Annotated in this window: 10 protein-coding genes and 1 pseudogene; 7 read left to right on the top strand and 4 right to left on the bottom strand. The window is 74.0% G+C overall.

All coding sequences use genetic code 11. The annotated features are described in order from the left end of the window. Nucleotides 1-101: 101 nt before the first annotated feature. Nucleotides 102-455, top strand: a pseudogene (locus tag ACFW9D_RS28985) (SAM-dependent methyltransferase); the annotation flags it as partial. Next, the gene (locus ACFW9D_RS28990; RefSeq protein ID WP_188339720.1) at nucleotides 452-1,357 is read left to right on the top strand and encodes an NAD kinase; all 906 of its coding nucleotides are present in this window, start codon (nucleotides 452-454) and stop codon (nucleotides 1,355-1,357) included. The pseudogene ACFW9D_RS28985 and the gene ACFW9D_RS28990, both read left to right, overlap by 4 nt. Nucleotides 1,358-1,425: 68 nt before the next feature. Here ACFW9D_RS28990 and ACFW9D_RS28995 read toward each other — a convergent pair whose 3' ends face one another. Further along, nucleotides 1,426-2,778, bottom strand: a complete 1,353-nt coding sequence (locus ACFW9D_RS28995) for an FtsX-like permease family protein (RefSeq protein ID WP_384626585.1) — start codon at nucleotides 2,776-2,778, stop codon at nucleotides 1,426-1,428. 208 nt (nucleotides 2,779-2,986) lie between these two features. Between ACFW9D_RS28995 and recN the strand changes: the two genes are divergently transcribed. The 3 genes from recN (at nucleotide 2,987) to ACFW9D_RS29010 (ending at nucleotide 6,915) form a co-directional block, all read left to right on the top strand. After that, complete coding sequence (recN, locus tag ACFW9D_RS29000) at nucleotides 2,987-4,711, top strand: DNA repair protein RecN (protein ID WP_188341647.1); 1,725 nt, start codon at nucleotides 2,987-2,989, stop codon at nucleotides 4,709-4,711. 34 nt (nucleotides 4,712-4,745) lie between these two features. Continuing rightward, complete coding sequence (locus ACFW9D_RS29005) at nucleotides 4,746-5,501, top strand: hypothetical protein (protein WP_384626587.1); 756 nt, start codon at nucleotides 4,746-4,748, stop codon at nucleotides 5,499-5,501. 268 nt (nucleotides 5,502-5,769) lie between these two features. Next, nucleotides 5,770-6,915, top strand: a complete 1,146-nt coding sequence (locus ACFW9D_RS29010) for a glycosyltransferase family 4 protein (RefSeq protein WP_384626589.1) — start codon at nucleotides 5,770-5,772, stop codon at nucleotides 6,913-6,915. A 4-nt stretch (nucleotides 6,916-6,919) separates the two neighbouring features. Here the strand turns inward: ACFW9D_RS29010 and ACFW9D_RS29015 are convergent, their stop codons facing one another. The 3 genes from ACFW9D_RS29015 to ACFW9D_RS29025 form a co-directional block, all read right to left on the bottom strand. Then, nucleotides 6,920-8,572, bottom strand: a complete 1,653-nt coding sequence (locus ACFW9D_RS29015; protein WP_384626591.1) for a PucR family transcriptional regulator — start codon at nucleotides 8,570-8,572, stop codon at nucleotides 6,920-6,922. A 79-nt stretch (nucleotides 8,573-8,651) separates the two neighbouring features. Next, a complete protein-coding gene (locus tag ACFW9D_RS29020) occupies nucleotides 8,652-10,034 on the bottom strand; it encodes an FAD-binding oxidoreductase (RefSeq protein ID WP_384626594.1) in 1,383 nt (460 codons plus the stop codon). 77 nt (nucleotides 10,035-10,111) lie between these two features. Next, nucleotides 10,112-11,914, bottom strand: coding sequence for a glycoside hydrolase family 15 protein (locus tag ACFW9D_RS29025; RefSeq protein WP_384626600.1), 1,803 nt, complete (start codon nucleotides 11,912-11,914; stop codon nucleotides 10,112-10,114). A 492-nt stretch (nucleotides 11,915-12,406) separates the two neighbouring features. Here ACFW9D_RS29025 and ACFW9D_RS29030 point away from each other — a divergent pair, with 492 nt between their 5' ends. Beyond that, entirely contained in the window at nucleotides 12,407-14,089 is a 1,683-nt protein-coding gene (locus ACFW9D_RS29030) for a CTP synthase (protein ID WP_188339726.1), read from the top strand. A 112-nt stretch (nucleotides 14,090-14,201) separates the two neighbouring features. After that, nucleotides 14,202-14,834, top strand: coding sequence for an NUDIX hydrolase (locus ACFW9D_RS29035; protein ID WP_188339727.1), 633 nt, complete (start codon nucleotides 14,202-14,204; stop codon nucleotides 14,832-14,834). Nucleotides 14,835-14,942: the final 108 nt, after the last annotated feature.

A 14,942-nucleotide genomic window follows, 5' to 3' on the forward strand; every position in this document is an offset into this window, starting at 1 on the left:
CGGCCCCGCCCCGGGGCCCCCCCCCGCCCCCCGGCGCGCCCCCGAAACCGCCCGACCCACCCGCCGGGGTTTGCCGCCGGCCCCCACTCGCCGGGCCCCGGGTCCCCCCCCCCCTCGGCGACCTGTCGTTCATCCCGCTCGGCCTCGTGCTGCCCGCGCTCGTACGCTGCGCCGCGCCGGACGCCGACCTCGTGCTCATGGTCAAGCCGCAGTTCGAGGTGGGCAAGGAGCGGCTCGGCAGCGGCGGCGTCGTACGCAGCACGGAGCTGCGCGCCGACGCTGTGAAGGGCGTCGCCGGTCAGGCCTGGAAGCTGGGGCTCGGCGTGCGTGGCGTGACTGCGAGCCCGCTGCCCGGCCCGTCCGGGAACGTCGAGTACTTTCTGTGGCTGCGTGCCGGGGCGCCCGAACTGGACCCGGCCGACGTTGACCGTGCAGTGGCGGAGGGGCCGCGTTGACACAGACCCGAGCTCGTACTGTTTTCCTGCTCGCGCACACCGGACGGCCCGCGGCCATCCGCAGCGCGGAACTCGTGGTGCAGGGGCTGCTGCGCAGCGGCCTCGGCGTACGGGTCCTGGAGGCGGAGGCGGCCGATCTGCCGCTGCCGCCCGAGGTGGAGCTGGTGAAGGAGGCCACGCCGTCCTGCCTCGACGCGTGCGAGCTGCTCATCGTCCTCGGCGGTGACGGGACGCTGCTGCGCGGCGCCGAGTTCGCGCGGGCGTCCGGGGTGCCGATGCTCGGGGTGAACCTGGGGCGCGTCGGCTTCCTCGCCGAGGCCGAGCGCGACGACCTGGACAAGGTCGTCGACCGGGTCGTCACCCGGGAGTACGAGGTCGAGGAGCGCATGACGATCGACGTCGAGGTGCACCGCAACGGGGACGTCGTGCACCGGGACTGGGCGCTCAACGAGGCCGCCGTGCAGAAGATCGAGCCCGAGCGGATGCTCGAGGTCGTCCTCGAGATCGACGGCCGGCCCGTGACGGGGTTCGGCTGCGACGGCATCGTGTGCGCGACGCCGACCGGTTCGACCGCGTACGCGTTCTCGGCGGGCGGGCCCGTGGTGTGGCCCGAGGTCGAGGCGCTGCTGATGGTGCCGATCAGCGCGCACGCCCTGTTCGCCAAGCCGCTGATCACGTCGCCGGACTCGGTGCTCGCGGTCGAGGTGCAGCAGCACACGCCGCACGGGGTGCTGTGGTGCGACGGGCGGCGGACCCTCGAACTGCCCGCGGGCGCGCGGGTCGAGGTGCGGCGGGGAGCCGTGCCGGTGCGGCTCGCGCGGCTGCACCACGCGGTGTTCACGGACCGCCTCGTCGCCAAGTTCGCGCTGCCGGTGGCGGGCTGGCGCGGGGCGCCCCACTAGCCCTCAGCCGGGCGCGTCCCCATCCGGGCGCATCCCCAGCCGGGCGCCCGCCCGGCCCCGCCCCCGGCTCAGCCCCGCACGGCGTCGATCGCCCGGCCCCGTACCGCCACGCCCACCGGCACCCCCGTCGACGTCGCCGTGAGGGCCACCGTGGCCAGGGCGATCGCCGCCGCCACCGCCCACGGGACGTACGGGAGCGGGGAGCCGAAGGTCGTCGTCAGGATGGGGGCGAGGGTGGCCAGGGCGATGGCCGTGCCCAGGAGGAGGGCCGTCGCCGTCACCACCAGCGCCTCCCAGAAGGCCATCGCGTGGAGCTGGCGGCGCTGCGAGCCGACCACGCGGAGCAGGGCCAGGTCACGGCGCCGCTCCAGGGAGATCATGGCCAGAGTGTTGGCGGAGGCGATGGCGGCGAAGCACGCATAGAGGCCCGTGCCCATGGCGTCGAGCCACACCTCCCCGGGGCTGCCGGCGGAGCCCGTGACGTGGTGGGCCGTGGTGCGCAGCGCGATCTTCGTGAGGCCGAACCCGACGACGAGCACCAGCGGGACGACGGCGGCGGCGAAGCGGCGCGGCTGCGCGCGGACGTTCAGCACCGCCAGACGCGCGCTCGGCCCGAAGCGGCCGACGGACGCCGAGACCGCCCAGGCCACCGGGCCGATGAGCCGCGGCCCGAGCAGTCCCGCCCCCACGCAGAAGAGGATCAGGACCAGGAAGGCGCCCGCGTTCGCGTCCTGCGGTGCCTGCTTCGACAGAAGGACGGAGAGGGCGGCCGCGCCCGCGATGGCGAGGACCCCCAGCGGCGCCCGCAGCGGGCCGAGGCCGGGGCGGCCCGTCGCCGCCTCCGAGAGGGCCCTGGCCGGGCGCAGGCGGGAGAAGCGGAGCGAGCACAGGAACGCGGCGAGCGTGGAGGTGACCACCGCCACCGCCAGGCAGACCGGGAGGGCGAGCCAGGAGAAGCGGTAGGGGACCGACGCCGGGATCAGACCGTGGTCGACCATGCCGTGGAACCAGAACGGGGCCAGCAGCCCGCCGCCCAGCGCGCACCCGGCCGACGCCGCCGGCACCGCCGCGGCCAGCGCCTGGAGCACCACCGCCCGGCGCACCTGGCCCGGACGGGCCCCGATCGCGCGGACCAGGGCCAGCTCGCGGTGCTGCTGCGTCACCGCCGTCCCCATCGTCGCCGCGACCACGAAGATCGACATATAGACAGAACCGATCAGAAGGACCGCGGCGATGTCACCGACGCCGTTCGCCGTGAGGATGCGGCGGTCCGCCGCGGAGACGCCGGACGCGCTCGTGGCCGTGAGGACCGTCGTCGAGGAGCTCACGACCGCCGCCGCGAAGAGCGCGGCCACCGCCGTGCCCACGAACGCCGGACGGTGGGCCCTCAGGGCGGCGCGCGCCAGTCTCGTACTGATCACGGGACCAGCGTGGGCCCTCGGCCCGGGGCGGCGCCATGGTGCGGCCCCGAGGGAGGGAACGGGGGACAACCCCACCGCCCCGGCCCCGCGCACGGGCACTCGCACGGGTGACAGGGCTCCCGCGCCACCTGCTGGTTCGGGCCCGTGAGCGAGGGCCCGTCGCACAGGTGGCCCCCGACCTCGTAAGGTCGTGTCCGTGTTGGAGGAGATGCGGATACGGTCGCTGGGAGTCATCGACGACGCGGTGGTGGAGCTTTCGCCCGGATTCACCGCGGTGACCGGTGAGACCGGAGCGGGCAAGACCATGGTCGTCACGAGCCTCGGGCTGCTGCTCGGCGGCCGCGCCGACCCTGCGCTCGTGCGGATCGGTGCCAAGAACGCGGTGGTGGAGGGGCGCGTCGCCGTCCCCGCCGGTTCGGCCGCGCTGGCCCGCGCCGAGGAGGCCGGGGCCGAGCTCGACGACGGGGTGCTCCTGCTCAGCCGGACCGTCTCGGCGGAGGGACGCTCGCGGGCGCACCTGGGCGGCCGGTCCGTCCCGGTGGGCGTGCTCGGCGAACTCGCCGACGAACTCGTCGCGGTGCACGGCCAGACCGACCAGCAGGGACTGCTCAAGCTCGGGCGGCAGCGCCAGGCGCTCGACCGGTACGCCGGGGACGCCGTCGCGGGCCCGCTCGCCGAGTACCGGGGCGTCTACAAGCGGCTCAAGAAGGTCAGCGCCGAGCTCGACGAGATCACCACCCGCGCCCGCGAGCGGGCCCAGGAGGCCGATCTGCTGCGCTTCGGGCTCGACGAGATCGCCGCCGTGGAACCGCGCGCGGGCGAGGACGTCGAGCTGGCCGAGGAGGCCTCCCGGCTCGGCCACGCCGAAGGACTCGCCTCCGCCGCCGCGGCCGCGCACGCCGCGCTGGCCGGCAACCCCGAGGACCCCGAGGGCGTCGACGCGCAGACCCTGGTCGGCGGCGCGCACCGGGCCCTGGAGGCCGTCCGCTCCCACGACCCGGCGCTCGGCGCGCTCGCCGAGCGGATCGGCGAGGTGCAGATCCTGCTCACCGACGTCGCAGCCGAACTCGCCGGGTACGCCGACGACCTGGACGCCGACCCGCTGCGCCTCGCGGCCGTCGAGGAGCGGCGCGCCGCGCTCACCCAGCTGACCCGCAAGTACGGCGAGGACGTCGCGGGCGTCCTCGCGTGGGCCGAGTCGAGCGCCGCCCGGCTGCTCGAACTCGACGGGGACGACGAGCGCATCGGTGAACTCACCGCCGAACGCGCCTCGCTACGCGGCGAACTCGGCGATCTGGCCCAGGAGCTGACCCGGGCCCGCGCCGAGGCCGCGTCCCGGTTCGCCGACGCCGTCACCGAGGAGCTCGCCTCGCTCGCGATGCCGCACGCCCGGGTCTCCTTCGACATCCGGCAGACCGACACCGACGGCCCCGACGGCGTCGAGGTCGACGGGCGCACCGTCGTGTGCGGACCCACCGGTGTCGACGAGGTCGAGCTGCTGCTCGCCCCGCACCCCGGGGCCCCGCCCCGGCCCATCGCGAAGGGCGCGTCCGGCGGTGAGCTGTCGCGCGTGATGCTCGCCGTCGAGGTCGTCTTCGCGGGCACCGACCCCGTGCCCACGTACCTCTTCGACGAGGTCGACGCGGGCGTCGGCGGCAAGGCGGCAGTCGAGATCGGCCGCAGGCTCGCCAAGCTCGCCCGGACCGCCCAGGTGGTCGTGGTCACGCACCTGCCGCAGGTCGCGGCGTTCGCCGACCGGCAGCTCCTCGTGGAGAAGACGAACGACGGATCGGTGACCCGGTCCGGCGTCACCGTCCTCGAAGGGGAGGACCGGGTACGGGAGTTGTCGCGGATGCTCGCCGGGCAGGAGGACTCCCAGACGGCGCGCGCCCACGCCGAGGAACTCCTCGAAGCGGCCCGGGCGGACGCCTGAGCCCGACGCGGGCGGCAGGCCCCGGGGTGACCGGATGACCGAGTTCAGCCGGAGCCTGCGGGCCGCCGCCCTCGCCGCCGGTGTCACCCGCGCCGCCGCCACCGCCCTGCGCCGCACCCGCGCGGGCGCCGCCCTGGAGCGCGAGAACCACGCGGGCCGCACCGTCGACCTGTGCGCGGGCCCCGCCACGGCCGCGGGGATCGCCGCCGGTGTCCTCGCCGGGCCGCCCGGCACCCGCGCCGCCGCACTCGTCGCCGTCCTCGCGGCCGGCGCCTGCGGGGGCTACGACGACGTGGCGGGGGCGGACGACCCGCGGCGCGGATTCCGCGCCCACCTCGGCGCGCTCCGCGAAGGCGAACTCACCAGCGGCGCCGTCAAGTTGTTCGGGATCTCGGCCGCGGGACTGGTCGCGGGCGCCCTCCTCAAGGAGCGGACCGTGGACCGGGTGCTCGCCGGAGTCGTCGTCGCCGGCACCGCGCACCTCCTCAACCTCGTCGACGTACGCCCCGGACGCGCCGCCCAGGCGGCCCTCGTGCTCGGCGCCCCCGGCCTGCTCCGCGGACCGCTCGCCGCCGCGCCGATGGCCGCGGCGGCGGCCGTGCTCCCCGACGACCTCGCCGAACGCGGCATGCTCGGCGACTGCGGCGCCCACGCGCTGGGTGCCGCGCTCGGTGTGGCCGTCGTCGCCGGAAACGGCCGGGCCGGACTGGTCGCGCACGCCGCCGGACTCGTCGCCGCGACCGTCCGCGGGGACCGGATCAGCGACTTCGTACGGGACACGGCCCGGTAGACCGACTCACCCGTGCGGGTGGTCCGGTGCGCCGTGTTGCCCACGTCGTCGCGGTAGGGGACCGTGACCCGTGCCGCAACGTCCGTACGGACTGGCATCCTTGGGCCCGAGCCCCGGCCGTCCCCGGCGTGCGCACCCCGACCGAACCGTCCCGAGCGGGCCCGGAACGCCCCCGGACCGCCCCCGGACCGAGAAGAATCGAACCGAACCGATCCGACCCGAACCCGTCCGCCCCGAACCGATCCGAACCGACCAGGAGCCCGGCCGCGTGAGCCACGTGAGCAGCCACCCCGCGCACGGCCCTTCCTCCCTGCGCACCGTGCAGGTGCTGGGTGGCGGCAGCGCGGGCAGCAGCGCCCATGTCCGGTCGCTGACGGCGGGACTGGTCGCCCGCGGGCTGCGCGTCACGGTCTGCGCCCCGGCCGAGACCGAGCACGCGTACGGGTTCGGCGCGGTCGGCGCGCACCATCTGCCGGTGCCCCGCAGCAGCGACCCGGCCGCCGTCGCCGCACTCCGCGTCGCCTGCGCCGACGCCGACCTCGTGCACGCCCACGGGCTGAACGCCGCCCTGCGCGCCTCGCTCGCCCTCAGCGGCCGCCGCGTCCCGCTCGTCGTCACCTGGCACACCCGGCCGCACGCCGAGGGCGCCCGCGCCCGGCTGCTCAAGGTCCTCGAACGGCGGGTGGCCCGCGCCGCGTCCGTCGTGCTCGGCACCTCCTCCGAACTCGTCGACCGGGCCCGGGCGCGCGGCGCCCGGGACGCCCGGCTCGCCGCGATCTCCTTCCCGCCGCCGCCCCGGCCCGCCGACGGCGAGGAGGACGACGCCGAGCGCGCCAGGCTCAAGACCCGGGCCGAACTCGGCGCGGTGGACCGCCCGTTGCTCATGGCCGTCGGCAGCCTGCGCCGCGAGCGCGGCCACGACCTGCTGCTCGACGCGGCCCACGCCTGGCTCGACCTCGACCCCCTGCCGCTGCTCGTCATCGCGGGCGAGGGGCCGGGGCGGGCGGCGCTGCAACGGCGCATCGAGCGGGAAGGGCTGCCGGTGCGGCTCGTCGGGCGCCGCGACGACGTGGCCGAACTGCTGACGGCCGCCGATGTCGCGCTGCTGCCCGGCAGCCCGGAGTCCCGCCCGCTGCTCGCGCAGGAGGCCCTCCACTCCCGGGTCCCGCTCGTCGCGGCCCGCGCCGGCGGCGTCCCCGAACTCGTCGGCGAAGCCGCCGAGTTGGTGCCGCCCGGTGACGCGCCCGCACTCGCCCGCGCCGTCGTCCGGCTGCTGGGCGACCCCGGGCGCCGGGCCGAACTGCGGGACCTCGGCACCGCGCAGGCCGCCTCGTGGCCGTCCGAGGATGCCACCGTCGCCCAAGTGCTCAGCGTCTACGACGAGTTGACCGGGCGCTCCGGGAGCGGGGGCTGAGCGGTCAGGGGGTGAGGTGCCGGCGGGCGCGCAGGGCCAGGCTCAGGGCGAGCACCGTCTGCGGGTCGTCCAGGTCCGTGCCGAGCAGCTCCCCGATGCGGGCCAGCCGGTTGTAGAGCGTCTGCCGGTTCAGGTGCAGCTCGCGCGCCGTCTCCGCCTTGCGCCCCGCGTGCGCCAGATAGGTCTGCAGCGTGGGCAGCAGCGGTGGCTTCGCCCGCCGGTCGTGCTCCTGCAGCGGCCCGATCGCCCGCTCGACGAACGCCGCCAGGTCCCGGTGGTCCCGCAGCCGCCACAGCAGCAGGTCGATGTCCAGGCGCCGCGCGTCGTACCAGGGCCGGTCGTCCAGGCCCTGCGCGGCCGTCGCCGTCTCCGCCGCGTGCCGCAGCCCCGCGGCCGCCGCCGCCCAGCCGCCCGCGCCGCCGACCACCACGACAGGCGGCTGCGTGCCCGCCCGCAGCATCCCGGCCCGCTCCACCCCGGCCCGCAGCGCCGCCGCGACCCGGTCCGCGACCGCCGTGCGCTCCGACTCCGACCGCAGCCCGAGCAGCAGCGGCACCCATCCCTCGACCGGCCGCACACCGAGCAGCACCGGCACCCCGACCGAGGCCAGCTCCTCCGACACGGCCCGCGCGAGCACCGCCCAGCCGCCCCCGGGGGACAGGCCCACCGAACCCACCGACGCCTCCGGCAGCCGCATCACCACGGGCAGCAGCGGGCCCTGCCCGGCCGGCTTGAAGCCGAGGACGCGGGCCTGCGCCGGGGCGTCCTCCGGCGTGATCCGGCCCTCCGCGAGATCCGTGAGGAAGTCACCGCGTCCCCGCGCCGCCAGCTCCTCCTCCTGCCGCGCCTGCATCAGAACCACGGCCAGCGAGCCCGCCGCCCGCTCGGCGGCGATCCGGTGCACCGGGGCGAGCGCCCCCGCGACCGGCAGCAGCACCAGCCGGGCCCGCACCGAACCGGCGCCCGGCCCGCCGCCCGGCACGTCCACCAGGACGGCACCGGCGGGCGGCGCCTCCTTGTGCGCGCCCCGCATGCCCTCCCACACCTGCAGCGGATCGGCGACGTCGTCCGTCACCCCGGCCGCGTACAGGAGCTGTCCGTCCACGGTCTCCAGGAACACCGGGTTCCGGGAGAAGCCGGCGAGGATCCGCAGGACCTGGGGCACCCCGCCGCCGCCGAGCAGCGCCTCGGTGCAGCGCCGGTGCACCTCCTCGGCGCGCTGGAGCAGCGCGTAGTGCCCGTTGACGATCTCGGTGTGGATCTCCTCCGTGACGGTCACGAACGGCACCTCGCGGTGCAGCTGCACCAGCGGCAGACCCGCCGCGCGCGCCGTCTCCACGAGCGCGGCGGGCAGCCGCACGAAGCGCTGGCCCAGCTCGATGACGAGCGCCGCGATGCCGCGCTCGGCCAGCTTGCGGACGAAGGCGCGCTGCTCGGCGGGCCGGGTGCCGATGCCGAAGCCCGTGGTCAGGAGCAGCTCGCCGCCCTTGAGCAGGGACGCGATGTTCGGCACCTCGCCCGCGTGCACCCAGCGCACGGGCCGCTGCAGGCGCTCGGCGCCCGCGATCACCTCGGGGAGGCCGCCCCGCAGGCCGGGCAGTTCCAGCGCACGCTGCACCGTGACGCCGGCGCTCTGGCTGTCGAATCCGCTGTCCATGCAGCGGACGCTACCTGCGCGAATGCCGTGAGCACACCTCCCGGTGACGTACGGGGCGGGGGAGCGGGGTCCGGCCGGCTCAGGCCGGCTTGATGTTGTGGTTGAAGCGGAACACGTTGTCCGGGTCGTACTCCCGTTTCAGCGCGGACAGCCGCCGGGTGTTCTCGGCACCCAGGCCCGCCACCACGCGTTCCTCGCCCTCGTCGCCGATGAAGTTGAGGTACACGTCACCGGTGGCCCAGGGCCGGGCCGCCGCGCGGACGTCCTTGACCCACTGGATGTTGTGCTCGTCGTCGGCCGGGTCCTCCCAGGCCGCGAACGGGTGCATGCCCCACGGGGCGTCCCGGTAGGGCACCGGGAACTCGGACGGACCGTCGGCGACGGCCCCGCCCTCGGGGAACAGGACGTGGAGCGTGCCGCTCGGCACCGGCATGGCGGCCGCGCCGGCGCAGAAGACGTCCGCGTAGTCGTCCGGCAGGCCCTTCAGGTACTCCGCCGACCAGTAGTTCCGCAGTCCGGGCGGATCGTCGAGCATGCACTGGACGTCCGCGTAGGGCAGCTGCGCGACGATCTCCACCTCGTGCGGCAGGGCGAGCAGCGGCTGCGCGAGCTTGCGCAGATCCTCCTCGGTCCCCGCGTACGTGATCAGCGCGCCGCACAGCAGCTTGCCGACCAGCTGGGGCGGCATGAACTCCTCGGGCTGGCCGGTCAGGTAGATCACTCCGCCGCCGGCCTCCACCGGGCCCGCCTCGATGACGTCGCGGTACGTGCGCACGACGTCGGGGCCGAACTCGGGCAGGCAGAACATCATCGCGATGGAGAACGCGGGCAGCTCGTGCAGGCGCAGCGTGAGCGAGGTGGCGACACCGAAGTTCCCGCCGCCGCCGTGCAGGCCCCAGAACAGCTCCGGGTTCTCCTCCGCGCTCGTGCGGACCTTGGTGCCGTCCGCCGTGACGAGCTCGGCGCCCAGCAGATTGTCCGTGGCCAGGCCCCACAGGCGCTCCAGCCAGCCGCTGCCGCCGCCGAGCACGAACCCGCCGACCCCCGTCGTCGAGACCCGGCCTCCGGTGGTGGCGAGGTCGTACGGCTGGCAGGCGCGGTCGAGTTCGCTCATCGTGGCGCCCCCGGCGACCTGCACCGCCATGGCGCCGGGGTGGACGGTGACGGCCCGCATGTGACGCAGGTCGACGACCAGGCCGCCGTCGTTCAGCGACATGCCGGCCACACTGTGCCCGCCGCCGCGCACCGCGATGGGAAGGTCCACTTCACGGCCGAAGCGGACGGCCCGCACGACGTCGTCGGCGTCCACGCACTGGGCTATGACCGCCGGACGGCGGTCGATCATCGAGTTGTAGAGCACACGGGCCTCGTCGTAGCCCGCGTCCCCCGGGGCGAACACGTCGCCGACCAGATCCTCGCGCAGCGCGGCAAGCGCCGCGCCCGCCTTCGTCGGGGTAGCCATGGGGCGCCCCCTTCCGTGCAGGGGCTGATGGCTATCAGCCTAGGCCGGTCGGGGGCGGCGGTCCTGTCGGCCGGGTCCTAACCTCCGTACGCTCCCGAGGCCGTCAGACGCAGGGCCGTGTCGATGAGCGGGACGTGGCTGAACGCCTGCGGGAAGTTGCCGACCTGACGCTGCAACCGCGGGTCCCACTCCTCGGCGAGCAGGCCCAGGTCGTTGCGCAGCGCCAGGAGCTTCTCGAACAGGGTGCGGGCCTCGTCGACCCGGCCGATCATCGCGAGGTCGTCCGCCATCCAGAACGAACAGGCGAGGAACGCGCCCTCGTCGCCGGGCAGTCCGTCGACGCCCTCGTCCTCGCCGTCCGTCGGGTAGCGCAGGATGAAGCCGTCCGTCGTCGACAGCTCCCGCTGGATCGCCTCGATCGTGCCGATGACGCGCTTGTCGTCCGGCGGCAGGAAGCCCATCTGCGGGATCAGCAGCAGCGACGCGTCGAGCTCCTTGCTGCCGTAGGACTGGGTGAAGGTGTTGCGCTCCTTGTCGTAACCCTTCTCGCACACGTCCCGGTGGATGTCGTCGCGCAGGTCGCGCCACTTCTCCAGCGGGCCGTCCGCGTCCCCGGACTCGATGAGCTTGATCGTGCGGTCCACCGCGACCCAGGCCATCACCTTCGAGTGCACGAAGTGCCGGCGCGGGCCGCGCACCTCCCAGATGCCCTCGTCCGGCTCGTCCCAGTGGTCCTCCAGGTACCGGATGAGCTTCAGCTGGAGGATCGACGCGTAGTCGTTGCGGGCCAGGCCCGTCATGTGCGCCAGGTGCAGCGCCTCGGTGACCTCGCCGTAGACGTCGAGCTGGAGCTGGTGCGCCGCCCCGTTGCCGACGCGGACCGGCGCCGAGTTCTCGTACCCCGGGAGCCAGTCCAGCTCCGCCTCGCCGAGCTCGCGCTCGCCCGCGATGCCGTACATGATCTGCAGGTTCTCCGGGTCGCCGGCCACCGCCCGCAGCAGCCACTCGCGCCAGGCTCGGGCCTCCTCGCGGTAGCCGGTGCGCAGCAGCGAGGACAGGGTGATCGCCGCGTCCCGCAGCCAGGTGTAGCGGTAGTCCCAGTTCCGTACGCCGCCGATCTCCTCCGGCAGCGAGGTGGTGGGGGCCGCCACGATGCCGCCCGTCGGCGCGTACGTGAGCGCCTTCAGCGTGATCAGCGAGCGGACCACGGCCTCGCGGTAGGGCCCGTGGTACGTGCAGTGCTCGACCCACTCGCGCCAGAACTCCAGCGTCGCGTCCAGGGCGCCGTCCGGGTCCGGCAGGGCCGGCTGCTCCTTGTGCGAGGGCTGCCACTGGACGGTGAAGGCGAACTTCTCGCCGGGGGAGACGGTGAAGTCGGAGTACGTCGTCAGGTCCTTGCCGTACGTGTCCGCGTCCGTGTCCAGCCACACCGAGTCCGGGCCCGCCACGGCGACCGTGCGCCCGTCCACCTTGTGCACCCAGGGCACGATCCGCCCGTAGGAGAAGCGCATCCGCAGCGCCGAGCGCATCGGGACACGCCCGCTCACGCCCTCCACGATCCGGGTCAGCTGGGGTGCGCCGTCGCGCGGCGGCATGAAGTCGGTCACGCGGACCGTGCCGCGCGGGGTGTCCCACTCGGAGACGAGGACCAGCGAGTCGCCGCGGTACTCGCGCCGCGTCGCCGCCGGTGGTCGGCCGCCGGCCGCGTAGGCGGGACCCAGCCGCCAGAAGCCGTGGTCCTCGGTGCCGAGCAGCCCGGCGAAAATGGCGTGCGAGTCGAAGCGGGGCAGGCACAGCCAGTCGACCGTGCCGTCCCGGCAGACCAGGGCGGCGGTCTGCATGTCTCCGATGAGTGCGTAATCCTCGATGCGCCCGGCCACGTGCAACTCCAGTCGAACGGCCACGTACGCCCCCGGAAGGTCAGGGGGCTGGGGTCAGGGGGGAAGGGCCGACGGACAGATGCTGGATACGTCCCGACACGTCGACCTGTATACGGCTGTACGGCGATTTTGGCGTGTTACGGCGTTGTCAAACGAACTGACGGACCGGTGTTCCGGGAGGGCCAGCCGAGTGTCCGAGCAGGATACGACGCACGTACCCGCTCTGCGTGCCGCTCACGGCAACACCCATGGGCCGAACGAGTGACCGCAGGGTGACGAGGCCGTGTACCCCGCCGATACCCCGTCCATGCGGTGGCCACGCGTGTGCGGAGCGTGGCCGGAAGCGGTCTCGTCCGGTCGCTGATACCCTGGTAGCCCGTGAGCCGGTGGTCATCGAACCCCCGAACCGCAGCGACGGCGCCTCCCCCGGAAGACCTGGTGAGGAAGCCGGTACGCAGTCCAGACCGCGACCACGGGAGCCCCCCTTTGGCCATGACGCCCAAATCCACGACGACCAAGCACATCTTCGTCACCGGGGGTGTCGCCTCCTCCCTCGGCAAGGGCCTCACCGCCTCCAGCCTCGGGATGCTGCTCAAGGCACGGGGCCTCCGCGTCGTCATGCAGAAGCTCGACCCGTACCTGAACGTCGACCCGGGCACGATGAACCCCTTCCAGCACGGTGAGGTGTTCGTCACCAACGACGGCGCCGAGACCGACCTGGACATCGGCCACTACGAGCGCTTCCTCGACCGCGACCTCGACGGCTCGGCCAACGTGACGACCGGCCAGGTCTACTCGCAGGTCATCGCCAAGGAGCGGCGCGGCGAGTACCTCGGCGACACCGTCCAGGTCATCCCGCACATCACGAACGAGATCAAGCACCGCATCCGCCGCATGGCGACGGACGAGGTCGACGTCGTGATCACCGAGGTCGGCGGCACCGTCGGCGACATCGAGTCGCTGCCGTTCCTGGAGACCGTCCGCCAGGTCCGCCACGAGGTCGGCCGCGACAACGTGTTCGTGGTCCACATCTCGCTGCTGCCCTACATCGGCCCCTCCGGCGAGCTCAAGACCAAGCCGACCCAGCACTCGGTCGCCGCCCTGCGCAACATCGGTATCCAGCCGGACGCCATCGTGCTGCGCTGCGACCGCGAGGTCCCCACCGCCATCAAGCGCAAGATCTCGCTGATGTGCGACGTCGACGAGGCCGCCGTCGTGGCCTGCCCCGACGCCCGCTCGATCTACGACATCCCGAAGGTCGTGCACGCCGAGGGCCTCGACGCGTACGTCGTGCGCAAGCTCGACCTGCCGTTCCGCGACGTGGACTGGACGACCTGGGACGACCTGCTCGACCGCGTCCACAACCCCGACCACGAGATCGTCATGGCCCTGGTCGGCAAGTACATCGACCTGCCCGACGCCTACCTGTCGGTGACCGAGGCGCTGCGCGCCGGCGGCTTCGCCAACAAGGCCCGCGTCAAGATCAAGTGGGTCACCTCGGACGACTGCAAGACCCCGGCCGGCGCCAAGAAGCAGCTCGGCGACGTCGACGCGATCTGCATCCCCGGCGGCTTCGGCGACCGCGGTGTCTCCGGCAAGGTCGGCGCGATCCAGTTCGCCCGCGAGAACAAGATCCCGCTGCTCGGCCTCTGCCTGGGCCTGCAGTGCACCGTGATCGAGGCCGCGCGCAACCTGGCCGACATCCCGGACGCCAACTCCACCGAGTTCGACGCCGCGACCGCCCACCCGGTCATCTCCACCATGGCCGAGCAGCTCGACATCGTCGCCGGTGAGGGCGACATGGGCGGCACCATGCGGCTCGGCATGTACCCGGCCAAGCTCGCCGAGGGCTCCATCGTGCGCGAGGTGTACGACGGCAAGGAGTACGTCGAGGAGCGCCACCGTCACCGCTACGAGGTGAACAACGCGTACCGCGCCGAGCTCGAGAAGAAGGCCGGTCTGCAGTTCTCCGGCCTCTCCCCGGACGGCAAGCTCGTCGAGTACGTCGAGTACCCGCGCGACGTCCACCCCTACCTGGTCGCCACCCAGGCGCACCCGGAGCTGCGCTCGCGTCCGACGCGTCCGCACCCGCTCTTCGCCGGTCTGGTGAAGGCCGCGGTCGAGCGCAAGGTCGCGGCCGCCGCCGCTGCCACGGGGGCCAAGAAGGCCAAGTAAGGCCCGTACGCCGAGCGATGTACGGTTACCGGGGTGCGTGCCGAATGCGGCACGTGCCCCGGTTTCTTTGTGTGGCAAGCGCTTCGCGCGGCAAGTGGGAGGAACGTTCGGCATGACGACGATCAGGGACACCGCCGAGCAGTGGGAGGTCCGGGCGACCGCGACCCCCTTCGTCGGGAACAAGACCTCCGTGCGGACGGACGAGGTCGTCATGCCCGACGGCGAGGTCGTCCACCGCGACTACCAGGTCCACCCCGGCTCCGTCGCCGTGCTCGCCCTCGACGACCAGGACCGGGTGCTGATCCTCAAGCAGTACCGCCACCCCGTGCACATGAAGCTCTGGGAGATCCCGGCCGGACTGCTCGACATCCCCGGTGAGAACCCGCTGCACGCCGCCCAGCGCGAGCTCTACGAGGAGGCGCACGTCAAGGCGGAGGACTGGCGCGTCCTGACCGACGTCTACACGACGCCGGGCGGCTGCTCCGAGGCCGTGCGCATCTTCCTCGCGCGGGATCTGGCCGAGGCGGAGGGGGAGCGGTTCGAGGTCGAGCACGAGGAGGCTGACATGGAGTTGGCCCGGGTGCCGCTCGGTGACCTGGTCTCCGGGGTGCTCGCCGGTGACCTGCACAACAACTGCCTGGTCGTGGGTGTGCTCTCGCTCGTCGCAGCGCGTTCTGTCGAGGGCGGGATCGATGGGCTGAGGCCGGCCGAGGCGCCCTGGCCTGCGCGTCCGTTCGAGGCCTGATCGGTTTCGTCGGCGGGTGCGGGCCGGTGGGGCTTCTCGCGCAGTTCCCCGCGCCCCTGAGATGCAGGCGCTTCGCGCCGCATCTCTCCGATGAAAGGCGCCCGGCGC

The sequence above is a fragment of the Streptomyces sp. NPDC059524 genome (assembly GCF_042749255.1).
Classification (GTDB): domain Bacteria; phylum Actinomycetota; class Actinomycetes; order Streptomycetales; family Streptomycetaceae; genus Streptomyces; species Streptomyces xanthii.

Coding starts and splice junctions, on each gene's coding strand:
- ACFW9D_RS29015 (WP_384626591.1), bottom strand. CDS start 8,572: ATGGACAGCGGATTCGACAGCCAGAGCGCCGGCGTCACGGTGCAGCGT.
- ACFW9D_RS29020 (WP_384626594.1), bottom strand. CDS start 10,034: ATGGCTACCCCGACGAAGGCGGGCGCGGCGCTTGCCGCGCTGCGCGAG.
- recN (WP_188341647.1), top strand. CDS start 2,987: ATGCGGATACGGTCGCTGGGAGTCATCGACGACGCGGTGGTGGAGCTT.
- ACFW9D_RS29005 (WP_384626587.1), top strand. CDS start 4,746: ATGACCGAGTTCAGCCGGAGCCTGCGGGCCGCCGCCCTCGCCGCCGGT.
- ACFW9D_RS29030 (WP_188339726.1), top strand. CDS start 12,407: ATGACGCCCAAATCCACGACGACCAAGCACATCTTCGTCACCGGGGGT.
- ACFW9D_RS29035 (WP_188339727.1), top strand. CDS start 14,202: ATGACGACGATCAGGGACACCGCCGAGCAGTGGGAGGTCCGGGCGACC.